Here is a 21,795-nt window from a genome sequence, read left to right as displayed (position 1 = left end):
GGCGAGCGGGGACACGTACCCTCCGGACGATCTTGTACGGCCCCGGGGCCGGCACTAGCCTCGGGAACCGTGCGAGGGGACGAGCCGCGGGACGAGCCACGGGACGGCCAGGGGGGCGCGGGTCCCCGATCGGCGCGCCGTCTGGCCGGGTCTCTCCTCGGCTGCCCGACCTCCCTGCTCGGCGTCCTGTTCTTCCTGGTCTCCGCGGTCGTCCTCGGGCCCTTCCTGCTGTGGCCCCGCACCCGGCCGCGCGCCCGTGAGGTCCTGACGGCGGGCGCGCGGCGCGTCGCGGCACTGGAGCGGAGCCGCCGCTCCGCCTTCTTCGGGGACCGCTTCCCCGGCCCGTACACCGTCTCCGACCGGCGGCTCCTGCGCTATCTCGCGGCCCGTACCTGGACGGGCGTGGTGTACGGGATCGTCCTCGCGCTCCTCGGCTTCGGCGCCGTCCTGGCCGGGCTGCTCGTCAGGGGCGTCGTGCGCGGCACGCTCGGCTGGACCGAACTGTCCGCGCAACTGCTCCTCGGCGGGGTCCTGCTCTTCCTCGACGTCCAGGGCCTGTACGCGCTCGCCGCCCTGGACGCCCGGCTCGCCCGTGCGTGCTTCGGGCCCTCCGAGAGCGAGCTGCTGCGGCGTCGGATCGACGAACTCGCCGTCAGCCGGGCCGCCGTCGTGCAGGCCGTGGACGCCGAGCGCCGGCGCATCGAACGCGACCTCCACGACGGCGTGCAGCAGCGGCTCGTGGCGCTCGCGATGCTGCTCGGGCGGGCGCGCCGGAGCCGGGACCGCGACCCGGAGCAGGCGGCGGCCCTGCTCCTCCAGGCGCACGAGGAGGCCGGCGACGTGCTGGCCGAGCTGCGGGACGTGGCCTGGCGGGTGTACCCCTCCGCGCTGGACAGCCTGGGGCTCGAAGAGGCGCTGGGCGGGGTGGCGCAGCGGTGCTCCGTCCCGCTGCGCATCCGCTTCGAGGTCGCCGGGCCGCTGCCCCGGCCCGTGGAGACGGCCGCCTACTTCGTGGTCTCCGAGGCCGTCACGAACGCCGCCAAACACGCCTCGGCCTCCGCCGTCTCCGTCCACGTCTCGCTCGGCGGCCCGCCCGAAGGCCCGCTGCTCACGCTGCGGATCGAGGACGACGGGCGGGGCGGCGCCGACCCGGCCGGCAGCGGCCTGACCGGCATGCGCAGCCGGGTCGCCGCACTCGACGGCGTCCTGCGTGTCGACAGCCCCCTCGGGGGACCCACCACTCTTGTCGCGGAGCTGCCGTGCGCGTGATCCTTGCCGAGGACTCGACCCTGCTGAGGGAGGGGCTCGTCCGTCTCCTCACCGAGGAGGGGCACGAGGTCGTGGCCGCCCTCGGCGACGCCGTGACCCTGGTCGCGGAGGTCGGGGCCCTGCGCCCGGACGTCGCGGTCGTCGACATCCGGATGCCTCCGACGCACACCGACGAGGGGTTGCGGGCCGCCGTGGAGATCCGCGAGCGGTGGCCGGAGACGGGTGTCCTCGTCCTCTCGCAGCACGTCGAGCGGAGCTACGCGGCCCGGCTGCTCGCCGCCGGGGCGGAGCGGGTCGGCTATCTGCTCAAGGACCGGGTGGCGCAGGTCGAGGAGTTCCTCGACGCGCTGGAGCGGGTCCACGAGGGCGGGGCGGCGATCGACCCGGAGGTCGTACGGCAGTGGGTCGTCCGCAGCACGCACGGCGATCCGCTGGCCAAACTGACCCCGCGCGAGCGCGAGGTCCTGGAGGTGCTGGCGCAGGGATACACGAACGCCGCCATCGCGCGGCAACTGCACCTGTCCCTCAGCGCGGTGGAGAAGTACCTCAACGCCGTCTTCGACAAATTGGAGCTGCGCAGGGCCGACGGCTACAGCCCCCGGATCCTCGCCGTGCTGCGCTATCTGGAGTCCTGATGCTCATCATCTGGATTCCTGATACTCATCGTCTGGAGTGCTGATGCTCATTTCACCGATCCGCGCGGGGCGCCGCGGCCGATGACGGCGGCGAGTTGGGCCCGTCGGCGAATGTCGAGCTTGCGGTAGATGCGGGTGATGTGCAATTCCACGGCGCGGGTCGACACCGTGAAGGAGTCGGCTATCTGCTTGTTGGTGAGGCCGTCCAGCATCATCGTGGCGATGCGCCGCTCGTGGGCGGTCAGGACGGCGACGGACGCCGGAAGGGACCGCTCGGGACGGGCGGGCGCCATGTGCCCCGGCAGCGCGTTCCATTCCCGGATCCGCGGCTCCTCGACGACCTGGGCCTGCGCGTACGGGTCGGCCTGGAGCACCCGTAGGAGCGTCCGGCGGTCGCGGGTCTCGCAGAGGAGGAGCTCTCCTGTGCCGTCCCGCCATGGGCCGCCTCCGAGGAGGATTCCGCGCGCCGCCATTCTTTTCCAGTACGTGCGGTGTGCCTCTCCGAAACGCGACCGGTCCGACTCATTTCCACGGAAGACGAGTTCGACCACGAAAGCCACGCGCGCCTCCCCCATGAGTCCCGGGCGTTTCCGCTTTCGACGCTACCACCGGCCCACCGCCCGTTGAATGAACGGCGTGTTGCGGCCGGCGCCGGAGGAGGCCGGTGGCGGCGAGCACCGCGACCGCTCCGAGCCACACCGGCGGGCCGAGGGGTTCGCGAAGCGCCACGGCGCCCAGGACGACGGCCACCGCGGTCATCAGGTACGTCACGGTCGAGGCCACTGTGGGACCGTCCTTGGCGATCAGCTCGAAGTTGAGCAGCGCGGCGAAGCCGGTGCAGACCACGCCGAGGACGAGCACCGCGATCAGCGAGTCGGTGCGCCAGGTGACGGCCTGGAGACCCAGGAAGGGGAAGGCGGCGAGGAGAAGGACGGTGGCCGCGGTCAGCTGTCCGCCCGCCAGGACGAGTGGCGGAATGCCCCTGCCGACAAGGAACTTGCCCGTGTACGCGAAGCTCGCGCCGAAGCTGATCGAGCCGAGGACGAAGCAGAGGACGCTCCAACCCGTCCCGGCCGAGGCCGAGTTCCACGGGGACGCGATGAGCGCCGTGCCTCCGAGACCGAGGAGCACACCGCCCGCCGCATGGTGGGAGACCCGCTTCTCCTGCCCGAGCAGCAGGGCCGTGGCCAGGGTCCATATCGGCGCGCTGCCGTTGACCACGGCGGCGACGCCGCTGGAGCCGGCGGCCTCCCCCTCGGCGTACAGGGTCCACGGCACGGCGTTCCCGAGCAGTGCGGCGACGGTCAAGTGGCCCCAGAGCGCACGCACCTTGGGCAGCCGGAGCCCTTTCGCGTACGCGATGGCGAGGATCACGACGGCGCCGAGCGCGAGCCGGATCAGGACCATCTGCACGGGGGAGAATCCGTATCCCGCGATCTTGATCCACAGGAAGACGGAGCCCCAGACGAGACTCAGCGCGGCCAGCCGTGTGGAGGTGGCTCTGGACATGGGTGTTCCCGCTCTGCAGAAGGGGCGTGCGGAGCTCTCCGGCAGGGGCGGTGCGATACGCCGACAGGGTGTGCGGAGCTCTCCGCGGTACGGGAACGAGCCTCGCGGCGACGCCCGGGCGGGTCCAGCAACGTCTGCTGGACGGTACCGTCCACGAGCCGTGGCGCTTCGGGAAGCGGGGGGTACGGGGTACGGGGTCGCTCAGCCGGCGACGGCCGCCCCGGCCACCGTGCGCAGCGCGTCGAGGACGGCGGCGATCTCCGGCGAGGCCTGACTGCCCTCCCGTACGGCGGCGAAGACCGTGCGCGAGGGCGCCCCTTCGCTGAACGCGCGCACCGTCACCTCGGGCCGCGGCGCCGGTCCGGCGGTCCGCGGGACCAGCGCGACCCCCAGGCCGAGCCGGACCGCCGCGAGGGTGGCGTCCCAGTCGCCGATGGCGTGGGAGGCCCGCGGGGTGAACCCGGCCGCCGTGCAGGCGGCGACGCCGATGTCGTGGCACATCCCCGTCGTGGCGAAGATCCATGTCTCCCGCGCCAGGTCGGCGAGGACGAGGCGGGGGCTGTCGAGGAGCCGGTGCCCGTCGGGCAGGGCGACGTCGAAGGGGTCCTCGCAGAGCGGGACCCGGTGGAAGCGCGCGTCGAACCGGCCGTCCTCGTCCGCCGGTCCGGGGTGCAGCGGGGTGTCCGCGGAGATGACGACGTCGGTCTCGCCGCGGTGCAGGAGGGAGAAGCTCTCCGGCGGGTCGACCTCGGCCACCGAGGTCCGCAGCAGCGGCCGGGTCTCCCTCAGCCGCGCCACGGCGGGCAGGATCAGCGCCGAGAGGGTGGTGGAGAAGCCGGCCACGGCCACCTCGCCCCGCTCGCCGCTCCCGTGCGCGGCGAGTTCCGCGCGCATCCGCTCGACCTGGGTGAAGACGGCGTCGGCGTGCCGGAGCACGATCCGCGCCGCCCCGGTGAGCCGCAGCCTGCGTCCGGACGGTTCGGTGAGCGGGACGCCCAACTCCCGTCCCAGCGCGCTGATCTGTTGCGATACGGCCTGCGGGGTGAGGTGGAGCGCCCGGGCGGCCGCGCTGACGGTGCCGCGCTCACTGAGCTCCCTCAGTACCCGCAGCTTCCGCAGATCCGGATCGGCCATGCCCCGTACCCCCTCCCGCCTCGGCCATCGTACGCAGCGCGCGGCCACGTCAGGTCGATGACTTCCTCGGTCGGGGGCACGGGGACCGCGTGGGCACGGCGTCACCCCAGCGGCATGCTCCGGTTCACGGACCGCGCGCCGGCGGCCGTCGGCGCGGGGGTCCTGAGGAGGCCCTTGTCGCTGGAGCTGGCGGGTGCGTCCGCGCCCACCGGCGTGGTGGTCATGGGCCGGGCGGCGGCACAACGCTGCTTCTCCGCCTCGGACATGGGCCCGGTGCGCTGGAGCAGCCGGTCGGGGACGGCGCGCGAGGGGCCGTCGATCACGGCGTGCAGCCGGTAGTCGTCCTTCTTGCTGACGAACCAGCCTTCGACCCGCTCGCGGCTCGGCTGGAGCTCGACCCAACTGACCTCGCCGGGCTGGATCTTCTCCACGACGGTCCGCTCGTCGTTGCTGAACCACTGCCAGGGTCGCTGCCAGGTGTTCTCGTAGGCGAGGGCGAGCTGGGCGGCCATGGGCCGCTCCTTGAGCCGCTTCTCGTCCTCCGCCCGCACCCCCGAAGTGGGCAGCCTGGCGACTTCGTTGAGCGGGAGGCCCGCGGCGGAGTAGGTCTGGGAGATGCTGTCGTGCCCGCGCTCGGAGTAGGAAAGCACCCGGGAGTGCTCCAGCGTGTTGCGGGTGCAGTTGATGTACGCCTCGCCGACGACCCGGGCCCGGTCGTAGTAGCGGAAGGAGGTGCGGGTGTCGGGGCGGAAGGTGCAGGCGTTCTCCCCGTTGCAGGCGGCGGCCGCGTTGTGGAGGGTGCTCTCCCGGTCGTTGCCCTTGTACGCCTCGGAGGTGCCGAGGCGTGTCTTGTCGACGGTCTTGTCGACCGCGGGCGGCGTCTCTTCGGCGCGGATGCGGGCGATCATCGGCGAACAGGTCACGTGGGTGCGGGAGTCGGTGACGCGGGAGGTGAAGGTGAGCATCGGATCGTTCTCGCCGGCGGTGAACACATAGGCGCGGCCGGTCCAACGGCCCTTGCCGGGCGTGCCCTTCACACGGTCCGGATCGCCGGCGGTGGTGACCTCCTGGACGGGGCCGCCGGAGCCGGTGACCGCGTACGGCTGGCCGTTGACGACCTGTTCGCCGGTGCACTCCTTGGAGACGGCGGGGCTGTCCTCGTAGCTGACGGTGACCTTGGCGCCCGCGCGGACCCCGCGCAGCCGCTGCTGGAGGGTGTTGCCGTCCTTCTGGAGGGCGACGGCGTGGGAGGCGTCGGTGCGGCCCGAAGCGGTGGGCGAGTAACGCTGGTTGAGGCCGGTCCAGAAGTCGATGCCGACGGTGGTCGGGCCGTCGCCCCTCATGACGGGGTCGGCGAAGTCGCCGTTGAGGACGGGGACGGGCTGGGTGGCGGCGGGGGCCGCTGGTGCGGCCGAGACGGGGGCCGCCCAGGGGAGCAGGAGTCCGGCGGAGCCGAGGACGACGAGGGCCGGGAGCGTGGCGCGGTTCATGGTGGTTCTCCTCCCGGGTCAGGAAGCGTCGGCGGGCAGGACGACGACGCGCTTCGGCTCGGCGCCCGGGGGCACCGCCCGCACGGCGGGGACCTCGGCCGGGACCTCGGCGGCGGACGCCCGGGCGGGACCGGGTCCGGGAGCGGGGGCCGGGCCGGGACCGGGAGCCGGGGCGGGGGCGGTGGTTCCGGTGGGCCGTGTGCCGCCGCAGACGCCGGCGGGGGCGGCGTACGTCTGGGCGATGAACGTGCTGCTGGTGACCATCGAGGGGCTGTCCACGACGATGCCGACGATCCGCTGCCCGGTGTTGGCGACGAGGCTGCCGGCCACGCGCCGCATGGCCGCGCTCGCACCGAAGACGAGCATGTCGTGCGGCTTGACGGTGGTCTTGTAGGCGGTTTCCTCGGTGTTCTCGACCGTCCACGACTTGGAGTACGTGGCCTTGAAGGCGGCCTCGAAGGCGAGGCGTGCGCTCAGTGAACCCGTGGCCGTGGCGCCGCCGCCGACCGTGGTCTTCGCGGTGTTCGCCGAGGTGGGGCCCTTGTCGAGGTCGGGCGTCTTGTTCTCGCTGGAGACCTCGCCGGTGAGGTTGGTGGTGACCGTGCCGGAGGCGCTGACGGAGCCCTCGGCGGTGATCTGCCCGGAGATCTCGCCGCCGATGTTGTCGGTGCTACTGGCCTTCAGAGTGACGGTCCGCTCGACGGCCATGTCGCTCTGGGTGCAGTTGATCACCGCGTTGCCGAGCGACTTCACGGCGGTGACGTACTCGCGGCCCAGCTTGCGGTCGATGGTGAAGGTGCAGGCGTTGCGCTTGGTGCCGCAGTACTTCAGGACGTCGTCGACCTTGGCCGGGCGTCCGTCGGCGGTGAGGGCACGGGGGACGGGGGTCTCGCCCGGCCCCTCCTGTGCGGCAGCGGCACCGGCGGGCGGCGCGAGGGTGGCGGCGGCGAGGCCGAGGAGGACGGAGAGGGCGGGCAGCAGGGCGGCGCGGCGATGGCACGCGGGCATGACGGGGGATCCCTTCGGGACGGAGGGGAGGCGGGGACGAGGTGAGGAAGGGGAGGAAAGGGAGGCGGTGGCCGCGTGGGGTGCGGCTCAGTCGCCGAGGAGGCTGCAGAGCTGGTCGACCGGGAAGGGGGACTGCCCCGGGTCGGTGGAGCCCTGCGGCAGCGAGCCGGGGAAGGACTCGCAGGTCGAGGTCACGGCCTGGGCCGCGTTGTTCCCCGGCTCGGTCTCGTTCGAGGAGATGGTCTCGGTCATGTCCGCGAGGCCCTGCTCCTCGGCGGCGCCCTTGCCGCCGGTCAGCTTGCCCATGCAGGAGGACGAGCCGGGCGGACACTCCTTGAGCTTCTCGCCGGCCGCCTTGATGTCCTTGTCGGCCTGACCGGCTGCCTCCTGGGTCTTCTTCTGTTGCTCCTCGATCTCCTTGGCCTCCTTGGCGTTGGCCTCCTTGTCGAGACAGGCCTGGTCGTCGGGCTGGCACTCGGCGGCCAGCGCGGGGGCCGGGGCGAGGGCGGTGGCGAGGCAGAGGGCGGCGGTGCCGAGGGCGGCGGCGAGGGCCTTGCCCCGTGCCGTGCGCGACGGCGCGGTCTTCACGGACATGCAGGAACTCCCTTGGGACAGGGGTGAGTTTGATTGCTCGGTGGGGATGCCAGGGGCGGGCAGGGGGAACTGCGCACAAGATCACCGAGCGCTGTCAGACGCTAACCGGACGGGCCTCGGCGCCCCGCCACGACACACGGCCGACATGCCTCTCGGAAGCCGCTCACCACTTCGGCGGAGCGCGTTCGGGATCCCTCGGCCGGGGTGCCGGCGGGCAGTTCGCGGGCCGTCGGCCGGGGCCGCCGATCCACCCGTTCGTAGGGAATCGGGGGCGTACACGAGAGGGCGGCCGGCCGTACGCGGCCGGGCCTCTCACTCCCCCGGCCGCCGCCGTTCGGCGGCCCGCCGGGACCGTCCTCCGACACCTCCCGCAGGGAGCGCGCCACGGACGAGTGCGCCCCCGGAGCGCGACCCCGAACGGGCGTCCGTCAGACGGGTGTTTCAGCCGTTCCGGCTCGCCGCGGTGATCATTCTCGGACAGTCTGCTCATGTGCCCGACGGCCCGTCCCGGTCGTCGCACCGGCCGTGGGCGTCCCATGCCCAAGGGCCCGGCACCCCGTGTTCGCATGACCCGCGCCCGGCCCCCGTACGCCTCCGCCCACCCCCGCGGACACGGACGGCACCCACCGGACGCCGCGCTCCCGTATGTCCCCGTCGAAGGAGAGCAGAGCCATGTCCCGTTCACGACGCGATCCCGCACGCGCGCCGCTGCGCGCCCCCCGCGTACCCACCCTGCTGCGCGGCCGGCCGCTCACCGCGGCCGTCCTCACCGCGGCCGCCGCCCTCGCCGCCGTACCGGCTCTGGCCCCGGCGGCTACCGCCAACGAAGGGAACCCGACCGTACTGAGTTGGGGCGCGGGCCGCACCGGCCAGCTCGGCAACGGCACCCTGTCCGACAGCCTCAGCCCGTCCTCCGTCACCAGCCTCTTCCGCGGCGACGTCGACCAGGTCTCGGCCGGCGGCACCTCCTCGTCCGACTCCTTCGTCCTCGCGCGTACGGACAAGACGGTCAAGTCCTGGGGCCACAACTCCTCGGGCCAGCTCGGCAACGGCGGCAACACGAACCAGGCGGTGCCCACCACCGTCCCGCGCCTCGACAACATCAAGGACATCGCGGCCGGCGGGCAGCACGGCCTCGCCCTCAACACCTCCGGCCAGGTCTACTCCTGGGGCGACAACGCCTACGGACAGCTCGGCAACAACCGCACCGGCGACAGCCGCACCGTCCCCGACCGCGTCCAGGGCATGCCCAAGGTCAAGCAGATCTCGGCCGGCTGCGACTTCAGCCTCGCCCTCCTGGAGAACGGCAAGGTGTACGCCTGGGGCCGTGGCATCCACGGCCAGCTCGGCACCGGCAACCGCGCCACCAGCTCCGTACCCCGGCAGGTGCTGGGCCTGGAGAACATCGTGGAGATCGACGCCGGCTGCCACCACGCCCTCGCGCTGACCGCCGACGACACGGTCAAGTCCTGGGGCTACAACCTCTACGGCCAGCTCGGCAACTCCTCCACCAAGTCCTCCACGCTCCCCGTCGACGTCGACTGGGTGGAAGGCGTCTCCGACATCGAGGCGGGTGCGCACCACAACTACGTGAAGACGAGCGACAGCCACGTCTGGGGCTGGGGCAACAATCAGTACGGCCAGCTCCTTGAGGCCGACGAGGCCTTCGACGCCAACGTCTCCCGCACCAACCGCACGGCCCCCGTCGAGATCCCGCGCCTGGAGGGCGTCCAGCACCTCGCGGCGGGCGCCCGGCACGGCGTCGCGGTCACGGCGGATGACGTCTTCACCTGGGGCCACAACGGCGAGGGCCAGCTCGGCAACGGCACGACGGTCTCGCGGTACGAGTCGGTGAGGATCCTCAACCAGGGCTCGGCGATCAAGGCGGTGGCCGTCTCCCTGGGCGGCAACACGACGTACGCGTACTGAGCGGGGGCGTACTCCCATGACGTACACGTCCGTACGGGCTCACGCGCGCGGTGTCGCCGCGCTCCTCGCCCTCGCGGCACTCATCGTGCCCCGCACCGAAACCGCCGTCGCCGCCGAACCCCGGGACCCGTGGGTGCGGGCCTGGGGCGCGAACACATTCGGACAGCTCGGCAACGGCACGACGGCCGACCAGCGGACCCCGGCGGCCGTCCAAGGACTCGCCCGCGCCTCCGTGCGCGAGCTGTCCGGCGGTGGAAACACAAGCGCCAACGCCTTCTCCGTGGCGCTCCTCACCGACGGCACGGTCCAGTCCTGGGGCGGGAACATCGCGGGCCCGCTCGGGGACGGCACCACCGTGAACCGGCCGTTCCCCGCCGCCGTGGCCGGACTCTCCGGAGTCACCGAGGTCGCGGCCGGCTTCCAGTCCGCCTACGCCGTCCGCGATGGACGGGTCCTCGCCTGGGGCGACAACACCTACGGCCAGCTCGGCGACGGCGGCACGACGTCGGCCACGCGCCCCGTGCGGGTCCAGAGCCTGAACAAGGTGAAGGACGTCGCCGCCGGCTGCCAGCACACCGTCGCCCTCCGGGAGGACGGCACCGTCTGGACCTGGGGCCGTGCCCACAGCGGCCAGCTCGGCCTCGGCGACACCACCGACCGACACACCCCGAAACGAGTCCCCGGCCTCACGGACGTCGTCGAGATCGCGACCGGCTGCAACCATGTGCTCGCCCGGCTCGCCGACGGCACCGTACGGTCCTGGGGCTACAACACCAACGGCCAACTGGGCAACGACAGCCAGGAGGTCGCGTCCTCACCGGTCGAGGTGCGCCATCTCAACGGCGTGGCCCGGATCTACGGCTGCGGCTACCACAGCTTCGCCGTGCTCGACGACGGCTCGGTCCGTGCCTGGGGCTGGAACGGTCACGGCCAGCTCGGCGACGGCTCCACCACCAGCCGCACCACCCCGGTCCCCGTACCCGGTCTGGACGAGGTCACCGACATGGCCGGCGGCTGGGGCCACACCGTCGCCGCCCGATCCGACGGCTCCGTCCTCGCCTGGGGCGAGAACGCGGCCGGCCAGCTCGGAGACGCCACCACCACCGGCTCCCCCACCCCGGTCACCGCGCTGCCCCCGGGCAGCGGCGCGACCCGCGTCTCGGCCACCACCAACGGCAAGTCGAGCTACGCATACTGACCTGGAAGGTCCCCATGCACCACACCAAGCGCATCACCATGCTCGCCGCCCTCACAGCGGCCACCGCCCTCGCCGCCCCCTGCCTCTCCGCCCAGGCCAGCGCCGGCACCGACCCCTGGGTACGTGCCTGGGGCGAGAACGCCCAGGGCCAGCTCGGCAACGGCAGCGTCCTCGCCCAGCAGACCCCCGCCGCCGTCACCGGCATCACCCGCGACGACGTCCGCGAGCTCTCCGGAGGCGGTGGCGGCGCCGCCGCGGCAGCCAACCCCTTCGCCGTCGCCCTCCTCAAGGACGGCACCGTCAAGAGCTGGGGCGCCAACACCACCGGCCAGCTCGGCAACGGCACCACGACCGCCCAGAGCTTCCCGGCCACCGTCGCCGGACTCTCCGGGGTGAGCCAGGTCTCCGCCGGCCTCAACCACGTCCTCGCCGTCAAGGACGGCCGGGTCCTCGCCTGGGGCAGCAACGCCGCGAAGCAGCTGGGCACCGGCCAGGACATCACCAACCCCTACAAGACACCGAGCCCCGTGCAGAGCCTGGACCAGGTCAAGGACGTCGGCGCGGGCTGCGACTTCAGCGTCGCGCTGCGTCAGGACGGCACGGTCTGGACCTGGGGCGCCTTCGCCAACGGGCGGCTCGGCACCGGCAGCACAGCCAACCGCGAGACCCCGCAGAAGGTCCCGGACGTCGAGAACGTCGAAGCCATCGCGGTGGGCTGCGACCACGTCCTCGCGCTGACCGCCGACAACACGATCAAGGCTTGGGGCAAGAACACCGAGGGCCAGCTCGGCAACGACTCCGTCACCGACGCACCCAGGCCCGTGGACGTCACCTACCTGGACGCGGTGGCCCGGATCTTCGCCACCTCGGCGTCCTCCTTCGCCGTCCTCGACGACGGCAGCGTGGCCGGCTGGGGCAAGAACACCGACCGGCAGCTCGGCGACGGCACGAACGCCAACCGCACCACCCCGGTCGTCCTGGACAGTCTCAGAGGCGTGCAGGACATCGCGGGCGGCGCCGACTTCACGCTGGCCGCCCTCGACGACGGCTCGGTGATCGGCTGGGGCGCCAACGCGGCCGCCCAGCTGGGCGACGGCTCCACCACCGCGCCCGCCGCGCCCCCCGGCACCACCGTCGCCCTCCCGCCGGGCAGCGGCATCACCCACGTCACGACGACGAAGACGGGCAAGTCCGGCTTCGCCTACTGACACCTGCTGACACCGCCCGCCGATGGTCGCGCGGGGGCCCTCGCCGGCCCCCGCGCGAATGCCTCACACCCGCCTTCCCTGGCCAGCGGCGGCGGTGAGCTGGCAGGATCGCACCCATGCTCGCCTCCCTCTCCCGTGCCGCCCGCCGCCGCCTGGCGGCGCTCTCGGCCGCGCTGCTCGTGCTGGGCGGGGTGCTCGTGTGGTGGCTGGTTCCTTTCGGCTCCCCCGTCCCGAGCGGCTCGGTCACCTTCAGCACGGGTGTCCCCAGCGGCGTCTACCAGCAGTACGGAGCGCTCCTCAAGCAGGCCCTCGCGGAGGATCTTCCCGAGGTGTCGATACAGCTCACGGACAGCGAGGGCTCCCAGCAGAACCTGGCCCGCGTGGCGACGGGCAAGGCGGACTTCACCGTCGCGACGGCCGACGCGGTCGCCCAGTACCAGCGGGAGCGCAAGCCGGGCTTCGAGCGGCTGCGCGGCTGCGCCCGGCTGTACGACGACTACGTCCAGCTCGTGGTGCGCCAGGACTCGCCGGTCCGGACGGTTCGGGACCTGCGCGGACTGCGCGTCGGGGTCGGCCAGGACGGATCCGGCGTGCGCCTGATCGCCGACCGGGTCCTCGCGGCGGCAGGACTCACGCCCGTACGGGACGTCGAGGCCGTCGCGGCGGGCATCGACACGATGCCGGGGCATCTGGAGAGCGGGGACCTCGACGCCTTCTTCTGGTCCGGTGGTCTTCCCACCGCGGCCGTGCAGACCCTCTCCGAGCGCTTCGACGTCCGGCTGATCCCGCTGGACGCGGCCCTGGTCGACCGGCTGCACGACGTCGGCGAGTCGACCCGCCACTACCGGTCGGCGACGATCCCGGCCGACGCGTACGCGAAGGCGCAGGACGGTCAGCCGGTCGCGACGCTGGCCGTGGCGAACCTCCTGGTCACGACCGCCGAGGCCGATCCGGACCTGGTGGAGGGCTTCACCCGTACGGTGATCAGGAGCCGTGACGAGATCGGCGCCCAGGTCCACCCGGCCCAGCTGGTGGACCTGCGGACCGCCGTCTACACGGAACCCCTCACCGTCCACGAAGGAGCCCGCCGCTACTACCGCTCGGTGAAGCCCTGACGGATCCGACGCTGACGGATCCGACGCTGACGGATCCGACGCTGACGGATCCGGCGCTGACGGCTTCGCCGCTCGGCCAAGCCCTGGCCGGTCCGAGGCTCACCGCAGCGCCGGCAGGTCCGACGCCGGCCCAAGCCCCGACGGCTATCGCCGCTCGGCGAAGCCCACTCCGTCCCGCTCCGTCGGAGCGTGTCGCGGCACGGTGACGGTGACGCGCAGGCCGTGCGGCTCGTTCGGGGCGAACGCGAGGTCGCCGCTGCCCGCCGTCAGCAGGATGCGCGTGATGGAGAGGCCGAGCCCCGAGCCCTTGATGTTCTGGTGCCGGCCGGAGCGCCAGAAGCGGTCGCCGACGCGGCCGAGCTCGTCCTCGGTGAGGCCGGGCCCCTGGTCGGCCACGACCACGGCGACGCTCGCCCCGCCCGGGGGCACCGAGACGGTGACCGTGACCTCCTCCCCGGCCGGGGTGAACTTCAGCGCGTTGTCGATCACCGCGTCGAGCGCGCTGGAGAGGGCCACCGGATCCGCCCACCCCGTGACCGCCCCGCACTCCCCGGTCAGCAGGACGCCCTTGTCATCGGCGACCGGCCGCCAGGACGCGACCCGCTCCGCCGTGAGCGCGCCGACGTCGGTGAGTCGCAGCTCCGCCGCCACGTGCTCGGCGAGCGCCAGGTCGAGGAGGTCGTCGAGGACCTGCGCGAGGCGCTTGCCCTCGGTCCGTACGGAGGCGATCTCCTCGTTCCCCTCGGGGAGTTCGAGGGCGAGGAGTTCGATCCGCAGCAGCAGCGCGGCCAGCGGGTTGCGCAACTGGTGGGAGGCGTCGGCGACGAAGGCCCGCTGCTGTTCGAGCGCGTCCTCGACGTTGTCGGCCATCTCGTTGAACGACAGGGCCAGGCGCCGCAGTTCGGGCGGGCCACCGGTCGCGGCGACCCGGGAGTTCATCCGCCCGGTGGCGATGTCGTGGGTGACGGAGTCGAGGACGCGGACCGGCCGCAGCACCCAGCCGGTGAGCCGGAAGGCGGCGCCGATGGCGACCAGCATCGCCACCGCCTCGCCCGCGAAGATCAGCAGCCAGCCGCGCAGGATGCGGGAGCGGAGCTGCCCGGTGGGCGAGTCGGTGACGACGACGGCGACGACGTCTCCGTCCTTGACGACCGGAGAGGCGATGGTGAGCCGTGCGTCGCCCTGCCAGGGCCAGACCTGGGGCGGGTTGTGGCTGCGGCGCCCCAGCAGCGCCTCCCGGAAGGCGCGGCGGCCCTCCCCCTCGTACGGGACGACCCAGTCCTCGGGGGCGGCGGCCATGGAGCGGTTGTCGCGGTAGAAGATGCCGGCGCGGATGCCGTACACGTCGTGGTAGCTGGCGAGTTCGCCGTTGAGGGTGGTGCGCCGCTCGTCGGTGCCGGGGTTGCTCTCGCTGACGAACTGGGCGAGGGCGGCGAAGCGCGCGGCGTCGTCGAGCCGGTCGACGACGACCCGCTGCTGTTCGGAGGCGGCGAGGCTGGCGGCGAGCGGGAAGCCGAGGGCGAGCAGGACCCCGGCCATCAGGATGATGAGGAGCGGGAGGAGTCGGGTGCGCACGGGTGGACCGGCCGGGGGTTACGCGGCGGGGGCGACCAGGCGGTAGCCGACGCCCCGCACGGTCTCGATCAGGGCGGGCATCCGCAGCTTGGAGCGCAGGGAGGCGACGTGCACCTCCAAGGTGCGGCCGGTCCCCTCCCAACTGGTGCGCCAGACCTCGCTGATGATCTGTTCGCGGCGGAAGACGACCCCGGGGCGCTGGGCGAGGAGCGCGAGCAGGTCGAACTCCTTGCGGGTCAGGGGGACGGCCTCGCCCTCGACGCTGACCCGTCGGGTGGGCAGCTCGATCGTGACGGAGCCGAGCCGCAGCAGGGTCCCCTCGGCGGCTCCGGAGCCGCCCGCCGCCGTCTCCTCGGTTCCGGCGTTGCGGCGGCTGACGGCATGGATGCGGGCGAGGAGCTCGCCGGTGTCGTAGGGCTTGACGACGTAGTCGTCGGCGCCGAGATTGAGGCCGTGGATCCGGGAGCGCACGTCGCCGCGGGCCGTCACCATGATCACGGGGGTGGCGGTGAGCTTCCGGATGCGGCCGCAGACCTGGTAGCCGTCCTGGTCGGGGAGGCCGAGGTCGAGCAGGATCACTCCGTACGAGGGCCGCTCGCCCTGCGCGGTGGGCAGGACGGCCTGGAGCGCCTCCTCGCCGTTGCGGGCATGGGTGACGGTGAAGCCGTGCCGGGCCAGGATGGCGGAGAGGGCGGCGGCGACGTGGTCGTCGTCCTCCACGAGCAGCAGTCGCATGCGTACCTCCTCCGTGATCTTCATCCGCGATCCTCTTGTGCGCCGCGGCGGCTCTCTGTGTACCAGGTGGTACCAGGGCATGAACGCCGATCACCGGCGTCACAGTCAAGTCTCCCCCTGTTACACCGACGTTTCTGTTATCCACCCGGTACGCCCCGGGCGTCGCAATCACGCGGTGTGTCCGTTTGCGACCGGATCGTTATCCTCAATTTCCGCTCAGATGTGATGACGGTCGTCTCATCGGGTCTCTAGTGTCCTCCCCAACCGAGCAGGACGGAGCAAGAGGCCCATGAGCGGAGTGTCAGTGTCCAAGGGTCCCGAGGACGCCCCGCGCAACGCGGACGACCTGGTCGTCCTGTCCGAGGTCAACAAGCACTTCGGCGCGTTGCACGTCCTCCAGGACATCGACCTGACGATCACCCGCGGCGAAGTCGTGGTCGTCATCGGGCCTTCCGGGTCCGGCAAGTCGACGCTGTGCCGAACGATCAACCGGCTGGAGAGCATCGACTCCGGCACCATCACCATCGACGGCAAGCCGCTGCCCGCGGAGGGCAAGGAGCTCGCCCGGCTGCGTTCCGATGTCGGCATGGTCTTCCAGTCGTTCAACCTCTTCGCGCACAAGACGGTGCTCGAGAACGTGATGCTGGGACAGATCAAGGTCCGCAAGACGGAGAAGAAGGCCGCAGAGACCAAGGCCCGCGCCCTGCTCGACCGTGTCGGGGTGGGCACCCAGGCGGACAAGTACCCGGCGCAACTCTCCGGCGGCCAGCAGCAGCGCGTGGCGATCGCCCGTGCGCTCGCGATGGGCCCGAAGGTCATGCTGTTCGACGAGCCGACCTCCGCGCTCGACCCCGAGATGATCAACGAGGTCCTGGAGGTCATGCAGCAACTGGCCCAGGAGGGAATGACGATGGTCGTCGTCACCCACGAGATGGGCTTCGCCCGTTCCGCGGCCAACCGGGTCGTCTTCATGGCCGACGGACGCATCGTCGAGCAGGCGTCGCCCGAGGAGTTCTTCAGCAACCCGCGCAGCGACCGGGCCAAGGACTTCCTCTCCAAGATCCTTCACCACTGAGCGAGTTCGGACCTATTCTTCCGAACTCACGCCTACTCAAGGGACGTTCCACCATGAAGCTTCGCAGCACCTCCGCCGCCGCCGCGGCCGCCGTCGTCCTCGCGCTGACCGCCACCGCCTGTGGCACCGGTTCCGACTCCGGCAGCAACGGCGACAAGATCACCGTCGGCATCAAGTTCGACCAGCCCGGCCTGGGCCTGAAGACCCCGGACGGCAAGTACGCCGGCTTCGACGTGGACGTCGCCCGCTACGTCGCCAAGGAGCTCGGCTACGCCGAGGACAAGATCAACTTCAAGCAGTCGCCGAGCGCCGAGCGCGAGAACCTGATCAAGAACGGTGACGTGAAGTTCATCGTCGCCAGCTACTCGATCAACGACAAGCGCAAGAAGGAGGTCGACTTCGCCGGTCCGTACTTCCTGGCCCACCAGGACCTGCTCGTGCGCGCCGACGACAGCTCGATCACCAAGGTCGAGGACCTCAACGCCAAGAAGCTCTGCTCGGTCACCGGCTCGACCTCCGCGCAGAACGTCAAGGAGAAGCTCGCCCCGAAGGCCGACCTCCAGCAGCTCGGTGGCTACTCCGAGTGCCTGACGGGCCTGGAGAACAAGGCCGTCGACGCCCTGACCACCGACGACTCCATCCTCGCGGGCTACGCCTCGCAGAAGGACCACGCGGGCAAGTTCAAGCTCGCCGGTCTCCGGATGACCGACGAGAAGTACGGCATCGGCCTCAAGAAGGGCGACGACGAGCTTCGCGGCAAGATCAACAAGGCGCTGGAGAAGATGGTCTCCGACGGCACCTGGGAGAAGCTCGTCAAGGAGCACTTCGGCCCGTCCGGCTACAAGTACGAGCCCGCGCCCAAGGTCGAGAACTGACCTGACCCCGCCTCGGCTGTGACGGCCACCCCGCTCAGGGGCGGCCGTCACACCGGCACCGGCCGCTGCCCACGCACCGGCCTCCACACCGACCGACCACCAGGGGAGAGCGCGGGGCATCGTGTTCGACTTTCTTGATTCCGGGCAGTACGACCTGCTCGGCGCCTTCTGGGTGACGGCGAAACTCACCTTGTTCTCGGCGATCGGCTCGCTGATCTGGGGCACCGCCCTGGTCGCGATGCGGGTCGGTCCGGTCCCGTTGATGCGGGTCTTCGCGACCACGTACGTCAACATCGTCCGGAACACTCCGCTGACGGTCGTCATCGTCGCCTGCCTGCTGTGCCTCAACCAGACGCTGCTCATCACGCTCGGCGGGAAGGGCTCCGAGGACATCGGCTTCCGGCTCGCGATCCTCGGACTCGTCGCGTACACCGGCACCTTCGTCTGCGAGGCGCTGCGCTCCGGCATCAACACCGTGCCGCCCGGCCAGGCGGAGGCCGCCCGCGCGCTGGGCCTGAGCTTCACCCAGGTCCTCACCCTGGTGGTGCTCCCGCAGGCCTTCCGCAGCGCGGTGACCCCGCTCGCCAATGTCCTGATCGCCCTCACCAAGAACACCACCGTCGCGGCCGCGATCAGCGCCGCCGAGGCGGCCAGCCTGATGAAGACGATGATCGAGTTCGAGGCCGACGCGCTGTTCGCCGTCTTCGCCGTCTTCGCCTTCGGCTTCATGGTCCTCACTCTCCCCACCGGCCTGCTCCTGGGCTGGGCCGCGAAGCGACTGGCGGTGAAGCGATGAGCTCCGTCCTGTACGACACCCCCGGGCCGCGCGCCAAACGGCGCAACGTCGTCTACACGATCGTCTTCCTGGCGGCCTTCGCCCTGGTGGGCTGGTGGGTCCTGGCCGCCCTGGACGCGAAGAACCAGCTGGACGCGGACAAGTGGAGCCCGTTCGTCACCGACTCCCGGACCTGGACGACGTACCTGCTGCCCGGCCTGACCGAGACCCTCAAGGCCGCCGGGCTCTCCATCCTGATCGCACTGCCGCTCGGCGCGGTCCTCGGCATCGGTCGCCTCTCCGACCACCGCTGGGTACGGGTACCCTCCGGCGCGATCGTGGAGTTCTTCCGGGCCATCCCCGTGCTGCTCCTGATGATCTTCGCGAACCAGATCTACCGCCAGTTCACGACGGTGAGCTCCGACTTCCGCCCGCTGTACGCGGTCGTCACCGGCCTGGTGCTCTACAACGCCTCGGTGATCGCCGAGGTCGTCCGGGCCGGGGTGCTCTCGCTGCCCCGCGGTCAGGGCGACGCGGCCGAGGCGCTCGGCATGCGCAAGGGCCAGACCATGCTGTACGTCCTGCTGCCGCAGGCCGTGACCGTCATGCTGCCCGCCCTGGTCAGCCAGCTCGTCGTGATCGTCAAGGACACCGCGCTCGGCGGCGCCATGCTCGGCTTCGCGGAGCTGCTCAGCCAGAACCGGGAGATCACGGCCAACTACGGCGCCAACACGATCGCCACCCTGACGGTCATCGCACTGATCTTCATCGCCCTCAACTTCGCCCTGACCAGCTGCGCCGGCTGGCTGGAGAAGCGGCTGCGACAGGGCAAGAAGTCCGCCTCGGTGGCCCTCCCGGCCCAGGCGGGGCCCGCTGAAGTGAAGACGAAGACCATCAGCGGCGCCTGACCCCGACGGGGTCCGCGGGACAACAGGGGTGGGCCGGAGCGGTACTGACTTCATGTCAACCGCACCGCGCCCACCCCGTCGCTTGACGCAAGCACCCTCAGTGGGTTGCATACGGTCTGTGATCAACCACCGGGCTCGTGCCACACTCAGCTGTGCTGCCCTCATGACCGTCCGGCCTTCAGGAGCCGCGCCATGGACCCGGTGATCATCGTGGGCGCTGGGCCGGTCGGCCTCGCGCTCTCCCTCGCGCTCGCCGCGCAGGGCGTACCCAGCGTCGTCCTCGACGAGGGCTCCGGCAAGGAGGAACCGCGCCCCGCGCGGACCGCCGTCCTGCGCGCCGACATGGCCGCCATGGTCGAGCGCCTCGGCTGCACCACCCTCCGCGACGAGGGCGTGCGCTGGGTCGGCTGGCGCAGCATGCGCCGCCGTCAGCTGACCCGCCACACCCCGCTCGACCTGGGACTCAGCGGTACGGAGGAGTGGTCCGAGGACCCCGACGCCCCCTCCGACCCGGCCGCCCCCCTGCACATCCCCCAGCACGCCCTGGCACGCGGGCTGCGCGACGCGATCGCCCACCAGAAGCTCGTCCGGCTCGTCACCGAGGCCCGGCTCGACACGATCGAGCAGGACCGGGACGGGGTCGTCGCCCACACCAGGGGCCCGGAGGGCACGTGGTGGCGCGGCAGCCACCTCGTCGGCTGCGACGGGGCCCGGTCCACCGTGCGCAAGCTGCTCGGCATCCGCTTCCCCGGCCGCACGGCGGTGGAGCGGCACGCGGTCGCCGCGCTGCGCACCGAGCTCCCCTGGCCCGGCGAGGCCCTGCTGCACCGTCAGCCCCCGTGGCGGGGCGCCGGCGAGGAGATCACCGCCCGCCCGCTGCCCGACGGCGTGTGGCGGATCGACTGGCTGCTGCCGCCCCGCGGCGAGCTCGTCACCCCGGACGCGCTGGTCACCCGCATCCGCGAGACCCTGGCCGGCTGGTGCGACGGCGTGACACCGCCGTACGAACTCATCGACACCGGCGTCCACACCCTGCACCACCGGCTCGCCCGCCGCTGGCGCGTCGACCGGGTGCTGCTCGCCGGGGACGCGGCGCATCTGCTCGGCGCGGTCGGTACCCAGGGCCTCGACGAGGGGCTCAGGGACGTGGACAACCTCGCCTGGAAACTCGCCCACACCTGGCACCACGGCGCCTCGGAGCGGCTGCTCGACAGCTACCAGAGCGAGCGGCGGACGGCCATCGCCTCCCGGCTGCGCGCGGCGGACCAGTCGCTGCCGGCGCTGCGCGGCGGCGGTGGCCTGCGGACGTACCTCCTCGGGGCTGCCCGCGTCCACGACACCCTGCTGACCGACGGTCATGTGGGGCGCGGCCCGCTCGGCGCGCCCCCCGCGTACCCGCACTCCCCCCTCGCGCCTCCGAGCGCCGACGGGCAGACCCCGGTGGGCACTCCGACCGGCGCCCCGGTCGAGGACGTCCGTGTGACCGCCCCGGACGGCACGACCGTACGGCTCCGGGACCGGCTCGGTCAGGGCCGGCTCCTGGTCCTCCTCGTCGCCCCCGGAACCGGCGTGTGGGACCGCCGTCACTGGCGGAGCGCCGGCATGATGCCCCGGCTCGAAGAGGCCGTCCGCGCCCTCCCGGCGAAGGCCGAGGTCCTGGTGACCGAGGCGTATCCGGGTGCTCCGGCCCATGCCGTCCTGCTGGTCCGGCCCGACGGGCATCTCGTCGCCTCCTTCGCGGGGGTCCGTCCGGAGGAGCTGTACGCGGCGGCCGACGCGGCCCGCGGCGGGTCCGCCACCGAGGACACGCCGTCCGAGGATCCCGCCGGGGGGTCCACCGAGATCTCCGCCAAGGGGTCCGTGAAGGCGCCCGCCAAGGCGCCGACCAAGGCGTCGGCCAAGCTCCCTGCCGACGTTCCTGTCGGGGTTCCTGTGGAGGTTGCCGCCGAGTTGTCCGTCGAGATGCCCGCCGACAGTGACCACACGGTGGACATCCATTGATTCCGCGCGGGCGCGCATGGTGTACTCCGGAGCGTGACCGACACCGATGTGCGCCTGTGGCGGAGGGTCCATATGGACCTCGTCCGCTATGCGGGCTGCATGTGTCGCCCGTCCTGCTGACTTCGCCCCCTTCCCCGCGCGCGCCCCGCCACTGACGTCCGTCCGTGTGCCCGGTGCCGTCGCGCGCCAGTCGCGAACCTCAGGACGGTCATCCGTGCCCCAGCGTGTCCCCACTCCCTCCCCCGTCGTGTCCACGCCCCCCTCCGCCGCCCCGACGGCGGCCGAACTCCTCGACTTCGTCCGCCGGACGGCCGCCGACCGGGACCTCGTCGACTCCCTGCCGCTCGACCCCGAGGGCCGTACGTGGGTACGGCTCGACGGCCCCGGCGGCAGCGAGGCCTGGCTCATCGGCTGGCCGCCCGGCACGGGCACCGGTTGGCACGACCACGCGGAGTCGCTGGGCGCCTTCGCCACCGCACGCGGGGCGCTGACCGAGAACGCCCTCGCGGTCCGGCTGCCGGCGAGCGGCTGGAAGACCCTGGAGCTGGCCGACGGTCTCGATCGCTCCCGCCGGCTGGCGGACGGGGCCGGCCGGGCCTTCGGCCGCCACCACGTGCACGAGGTGCTCAACGAATCCCCGGACACCCACGCGGTGTCGGTGCACGCGTACTATCCGCCGCTCCCCCTGATCCGGCGGTTCAGCCGAGCGGGCGCGGTACTCCGCCTGGAGCAGGTCGAGCGCCCGGAGGACTGGCAGTGAGC

21 protein-coding genes are annotated in these 21,795 nt (G+C 72.2%); 13 read left to right on the top strand and 8 right to left on the bottom strand.

What is annotated here, in order from left to right:
* The first annotated feature begins 69 nt into the window (after nt 1-69).
* Nucleotides 70-1,269, top strand: a complete 1,200-nt coding sequence (locus ACIBG6_RS26485) for a sensor histidine kinase (RefSeq protein WP_399225089.1) — start codon at nt 70-72, stop codon at nt 1,267-1,269.
* On the top strand, nt 1,260-1,904 hold the full coding sequence (locus tag ACIBG6_RS26480; protein WP_399225088.1) for a response regulator: 645 nt from the start codon (nt 1,260-1,262) through the stop codon (nt 1,902-1,904). The genes ACIBG6_RS26485 and ACIBG6_RS26480 overlap by 10 nt, the downstream gene beginning before the upstream one ends.
* A 47-nt stretch (nt 1,905-1,951) precedes the next feature.
* Here ACIBG6_RS26480 and ACIBG6_RS26475 read toward each other — a convergent pair whose 3' ends face one another.
* The 6 genes from ACIBG6_RS26475 to ACIBG6_RS26450 form a co-directional block, all read right to left on the bottom strand.
* The gene (locus ACIBG6_RS26475) at nt 1,952-2,479 is read right to left on the bottom strand and encodes a LuxR C-terminal-related transcriptional regulator (RefSeq protein ID WP_399225087.1); all 528 of its coding nucleotides are present in this window, start codon (nt 2,477-2,479) and stop codon (nt 1,952-1,954) included.
* Entirely contained in the window at nt 2,427-3,413 is a 987-nt protein-coding gene (locus ACIBG6_RS26470; RefSeq protein ID WP_399225086.1) for a DMT family transporter, read from the bottom strand. The genes ACIBG6_RS26475 and ACIBG6_RS26470 overlap by 53 nt, the downstream gene beginning before the upstream one ends.
* A gap of 201 nt (nt 3,414-3,614) precedes the next feature.
* Entirely contained in the window at nt 3,615-4,547 is a 933-nt protein-coding gene (locus tag ACIBG6_RS26465; protein WP_399225085.1) for a LysR family transcriptional regulator, read from the bottom strand.
* 101 nt (nt 4,548-4,648) lie between these two features.
* Complete coding sequence (locus ACIBG6_RS26460) at nt 4,649-6,037, bottom strand: hypothetical protein (protein WP_399225084.1); 1,389 nt, start codon at nt 6,035-6,037, stop codon at nt 4,649-4,651.
* Nucleotides 6,038-6,055: 18 nt separating this feature from the next.
* Nucleotides 6,056-7,045: a hypothetical protein gene (locus ACIBG6_RS26455; RefSeq protein WP_399225083.1), complete on the bottom strand. Its 990-nt coding sequence runs from the start codon at nt 7,043-7,045 to the stop codon at nt 6,056-6,058.
* A gap of 87 nt (nt 7,046-7,132) precedes the next feature.
* Nucleotides 7,133-7,639 carry a hypothetical protein gene (locus tag ACIBG6_RS26450; protein ID WP_399225082.1) on the bottom strand — a complete coding sequence of 169 codons (507 nt, stop codon included), beginning with the start codon at nt 7,637-7,639 and terminating at the stop codon, nt 7,133-7,135.
* 672 nt (nt 7,640-8,311) lie between these two features.
* Between ACIBG6_RS26450 and ACIBG6_RS26445 the strand changes: the two genes are divergently transcribed.
* The 4 genes from ACIBG6_RS26445 to ACIBG6_RS26430 all read left to right on the top strand — a co-directional run bounded on the left by ACIBG6_RS26445 (nt 8,312) and on the right by ACIBG6_RS26430 (nt 13,089).
* On the top strand, nt 8,312-9,568 hold the full coding sequence (locus ACIBG6_RS26445; RefSeq protein ID WP_399225081.1) for an RCC1-like domain-containing protein: 1,257 nt from the start codon (nt 8,312-8,314) through the stop codon (nt 9,566-9,568).
* A gap of 16 nt (nt 9,569-9,584) precedes the next feature.
* Nucleotides 9,585-10,766: an RCC1 domain-containing protein gene (locus tag ACIBG6_RS26440; protein WP_399225080.1), complete on the top strand. Its 1,182-nt coding sequence runs from the start codon at nt 9,585-9,587 to the stop codon at nt 10,764-10,766.
* 14 nt (nt 10,767-10,780) lie between these two features.
* Nucleotides 10,781-11,974: an RCC1 domain-containing protein gene (locus ACIBG6_RS26435; RefSeq protein ID WP_399225079.1), complete on the top strand. Its 1,194-nt coding sequence runs from the start codon at nt 10,781-10,783 to the stop codon at nt 11,972-11,974.
* A 116-nt stretch (nt 11,975-12,090) separates the two neighbouring features.
* Nucleotides 12,091-13,089, top strand: coding sequence for a TAXI family TRAP transporter solute-binding subunit (locus ACIBG6_RS26430; RefSeq protein ID WP_399225078.1), 999 nt, complete (start codon nt 12,091-12,093; stop codon nt 13,087-13,089).
* A 144-nt stretch (nt 13,090-13,233) separates the two neighbouring features.
* Here ACIBG6_RS26430 and ACIBG6_RS26425 read toward each other — a convergent pair whose 3' ends face one another.
* Together ACIBG6_RS26425 and ACIBG6_RS26420 are read right to left on the bottom strand one after the other, a co-directional pair.
* Nucleotides 13,234-14,664 (bottom strand): ATP-binding protein, encoded by a 1,431-nt coding sequence (locus tag ACIBG6_RS26425; RefSeq protein WP_399225077.1) that lies wholly within the window; start codon nt 14,662-14,664, stop codon nt 13,234-13,236.
* Nucleotides 14,665-14,682: 18 nt separating this feature from the next.
* Nucleotides 14,683-15,399 (bottom strand): response regulator transcription factor, encoded by a 717-nt coding sequence (locus tag ACIBG6_RS26420; RefSeq protein ID WP_399225383.1) that lies wholly within the window; start codon nt 15,397-15,399, stop codon nt 14,683-14,685.
* A gap of 289 nt (nt 15,400-15,688) precedes the next feature.
* Between ACIBG6_RS26420 and ACIBG6_RS26415 the strand changes: the two genes are divergently transcribed.
* The 7 genes from ACIBG6_RS26415 (at nt 15,689) to ACIBG6_RS26385 (ending at nt 21,793) form a co-directional block, all read left to right on the top strand.
* Nucleotides 15,689-16,474, top strand: a complete 786-nt coding sequence (locus ACIBG6_RS26415) for an amino acid ABC transporter ATP-binding protein (RefSeq protein WP_317599780.1) — start codon at nt 15,689-15,691, stop codon at nt 16,472-16,474.
* A gap of 53 nt (nt 16,475-16,527) precedes the next feature.
* Complete coding sequence (locus ACIBG6_RS26410) at nt 16,528-17,349, top strand: glutamate ABC transporter substrate-binding protein (RefSeq protein WP_399225076.1); 822 nt, start codon at nt 16,528-16,530, stop codon at nt 17,347-17,349.
* Between the two features lie 121 nt (nt 17,350-17,470).
* The gene (locus tag ACIBG6_RS26405; RefSeq protein WP_399225074.1) at nt 17,471-18,145 is read left to right on the top strand and encodes an amino acid ABC transporter permease; all 675 of its coding nucleotides are present in this window, start codon (nt 17,471-17,473) and stop codon (nt 18,143-18,145) included.
* Nucleotides 18,142-19,032, top strand: a complete 891-nt coding sequence (locus ACIBG6_RS26400; protein WP_399225072.1) for an amino acid ABC transporter permease — start codon at nt 18,142-18,144, stop codon at nt 19,030-19,032. The genes ACIBG6_RS26405 and ACIBG6_RS26400 overlap by 4 nt, the downstream gene beginning before the upstream one ends.
* Before the next feature lie 192 nt (nt 19,033-19,224).
* Nucleotides 19,225-21,033, top strand: coding sequence for an FAD-dependent monooxygenase (locus ACIBG6_RS26395; protein ID WP_399225071.1), 1,809 nt, complete (start codon nt 19,225-19,227; stop codon nt 21,031-21,033).
* A gap of 33 nt (nt 21,034-21,066) precedes the next feature.
* Nucleotides 21,067-21,153 carry a putative leader peptide gene (locus tag ACIBG6_RS26390; RefSeq protein WP_358477332.1) on the top strand — a complete coding sequence of 29 codons (87 nt, stop codon included), beginning with the start codon at nt 21,067-21,069 and terminating at the stop codon, nt 21,151-21,153.
* A 127-nt stretch (nt 21,154-21,280) separates the two neighbouring features.
* The gene (locus ACIBG6_RS26385) at nt 21,281-21,793 is read left to right on the top strand and encodes a cysteine dioxygenase (RefSeq protein WP_399225070.1); all 513 of its coding nucleotides are present in this window, start codon (nt 21,281-21,283) and stop codon (nt 21,791-21,793) included.
* Nucleotides 21,794-21,795: the final 2 nt, after the last annotated feature.

The sequence above is a fragment of the Streptomyces sp. NPDC050842 genome, from assembly GCF_044456565.1.
In the GTDB taxonomy this organism is placed as follows: Bacteria; Actinomycetota; Actinomycetes; order Streptomycetales; family Streptomycetaceae; genus Streptomyces.
Note: the sequence above shows the minus strand (reverse complement) of the source record. Positions and strands in the feature narration are given on the sequence as shown.

Coding starts and splice junctions, on each gene's coding strand:
- ACIBG6_RS26475 (WP_399225087.1), bottom strand. CDS start 2,479: ATGGGGGAGGCGCGCGTGGCTTTCGTGGTCGAACTCGTCTTCCGTGGA.
- ACIBG6_RS26470 (WP_399225086.1), bottom strand. CDS start 3,413: ATGTCCAGAGCCACCTCCACACGGCTGGCCGCGCTGAGTCTCGTCTGG.
- ACIBG6_RS26465 (WP_399225085.1), bottom strand. CDS start 4,547: ATGGCCGATCCGGATCTGCGGAAGCTGCGGGTACTGAGGGAGCTCAGT.
- ACIBG6_RS26460 (WP_399225084.1), bottom strand. CDS start 6,037: ATGAACCGCGCCACGCTCCCGGCCCTCGTCGTCCTCGGCTCCGCCGGA.
- ACIBG6_RS26455 (WP_399225083.1), bottom strand. CDS start 7,045: ATGCCCGCGTGCCATCGCCGCGCCGCCCTGCTGCCCGCCCTCTCCGTC.
- ACIBG6_RS26450 (WP_399225082.1), bottom strand. CDS start 7,639: ATGTCCGTGAAGACCGCGCCGTCGCGCACGGCACGGGGCAAGGCCCTC.
- ACIBG6_RS26445 (WP_399225081.1), top strand. CDS start 8,312: ATGTCCCGTTCACGACGCGATCCCGCACGCGCGCCGCTGCGCGCCCCC.
- ACIBG6_RS26440 (WP_399225080.1), top strand. CDS start 9,585: ATGACGTACACGTCCGTACGGGCTCACGCGCGCGGTGTCGCCGCGCTC.
- ACIBG6_RS26435 (WP_399225079.1), top strand. CDS start 10,781: ATGCACCACACCAAGCGCATCACCATGCTCGCCGCCCTCACAGCGGCC.
- ACIBG6_RS26430 (WP_399225078.1), top strand. CDS start 12,091: ATGCTCGCCTCCCTCTCCCGTGCCGCCCGCCGCCGCCTGGCGGCGCTC.
- ACIBG6_RS26420 (WP_399225383.1), bottom strand. CDS start 15,399: ATGCGACTGCTGCTCGTGGAGGACGACGACCACGTCGCCGCCGCCCTC.
- ACIBG6_RS26415 (WP_317599780.1), top strand. CDS start 15,689: ATGAGCGGAGTGTCAGTGTCCAAGGGTCCCGAGGACGCCCCGCGCAAC.
- ACIBG6_RS26410 (WP_399225076.1), top strand. CDS start 16,528: ATGAAGCTTCGCAGCACCTCCGCCGCCGCCGCGGCCGCCGTCGTCCTC.
- ACIBG6_RS26400 (WP_399225072.1), top strand. CDS start 18,142: ATGAGCTCCGTCCTGTACGACACCCCCGGGCCGCGCGCCAAACGGCGC.
- ACIBG6_RS26395 (WP_399225071.1), top strand. CDS start 19,225: ATGGACCCGGTGATCATCGTGGGCGCTGGGCCGGTCGGCCTCGCGCTC.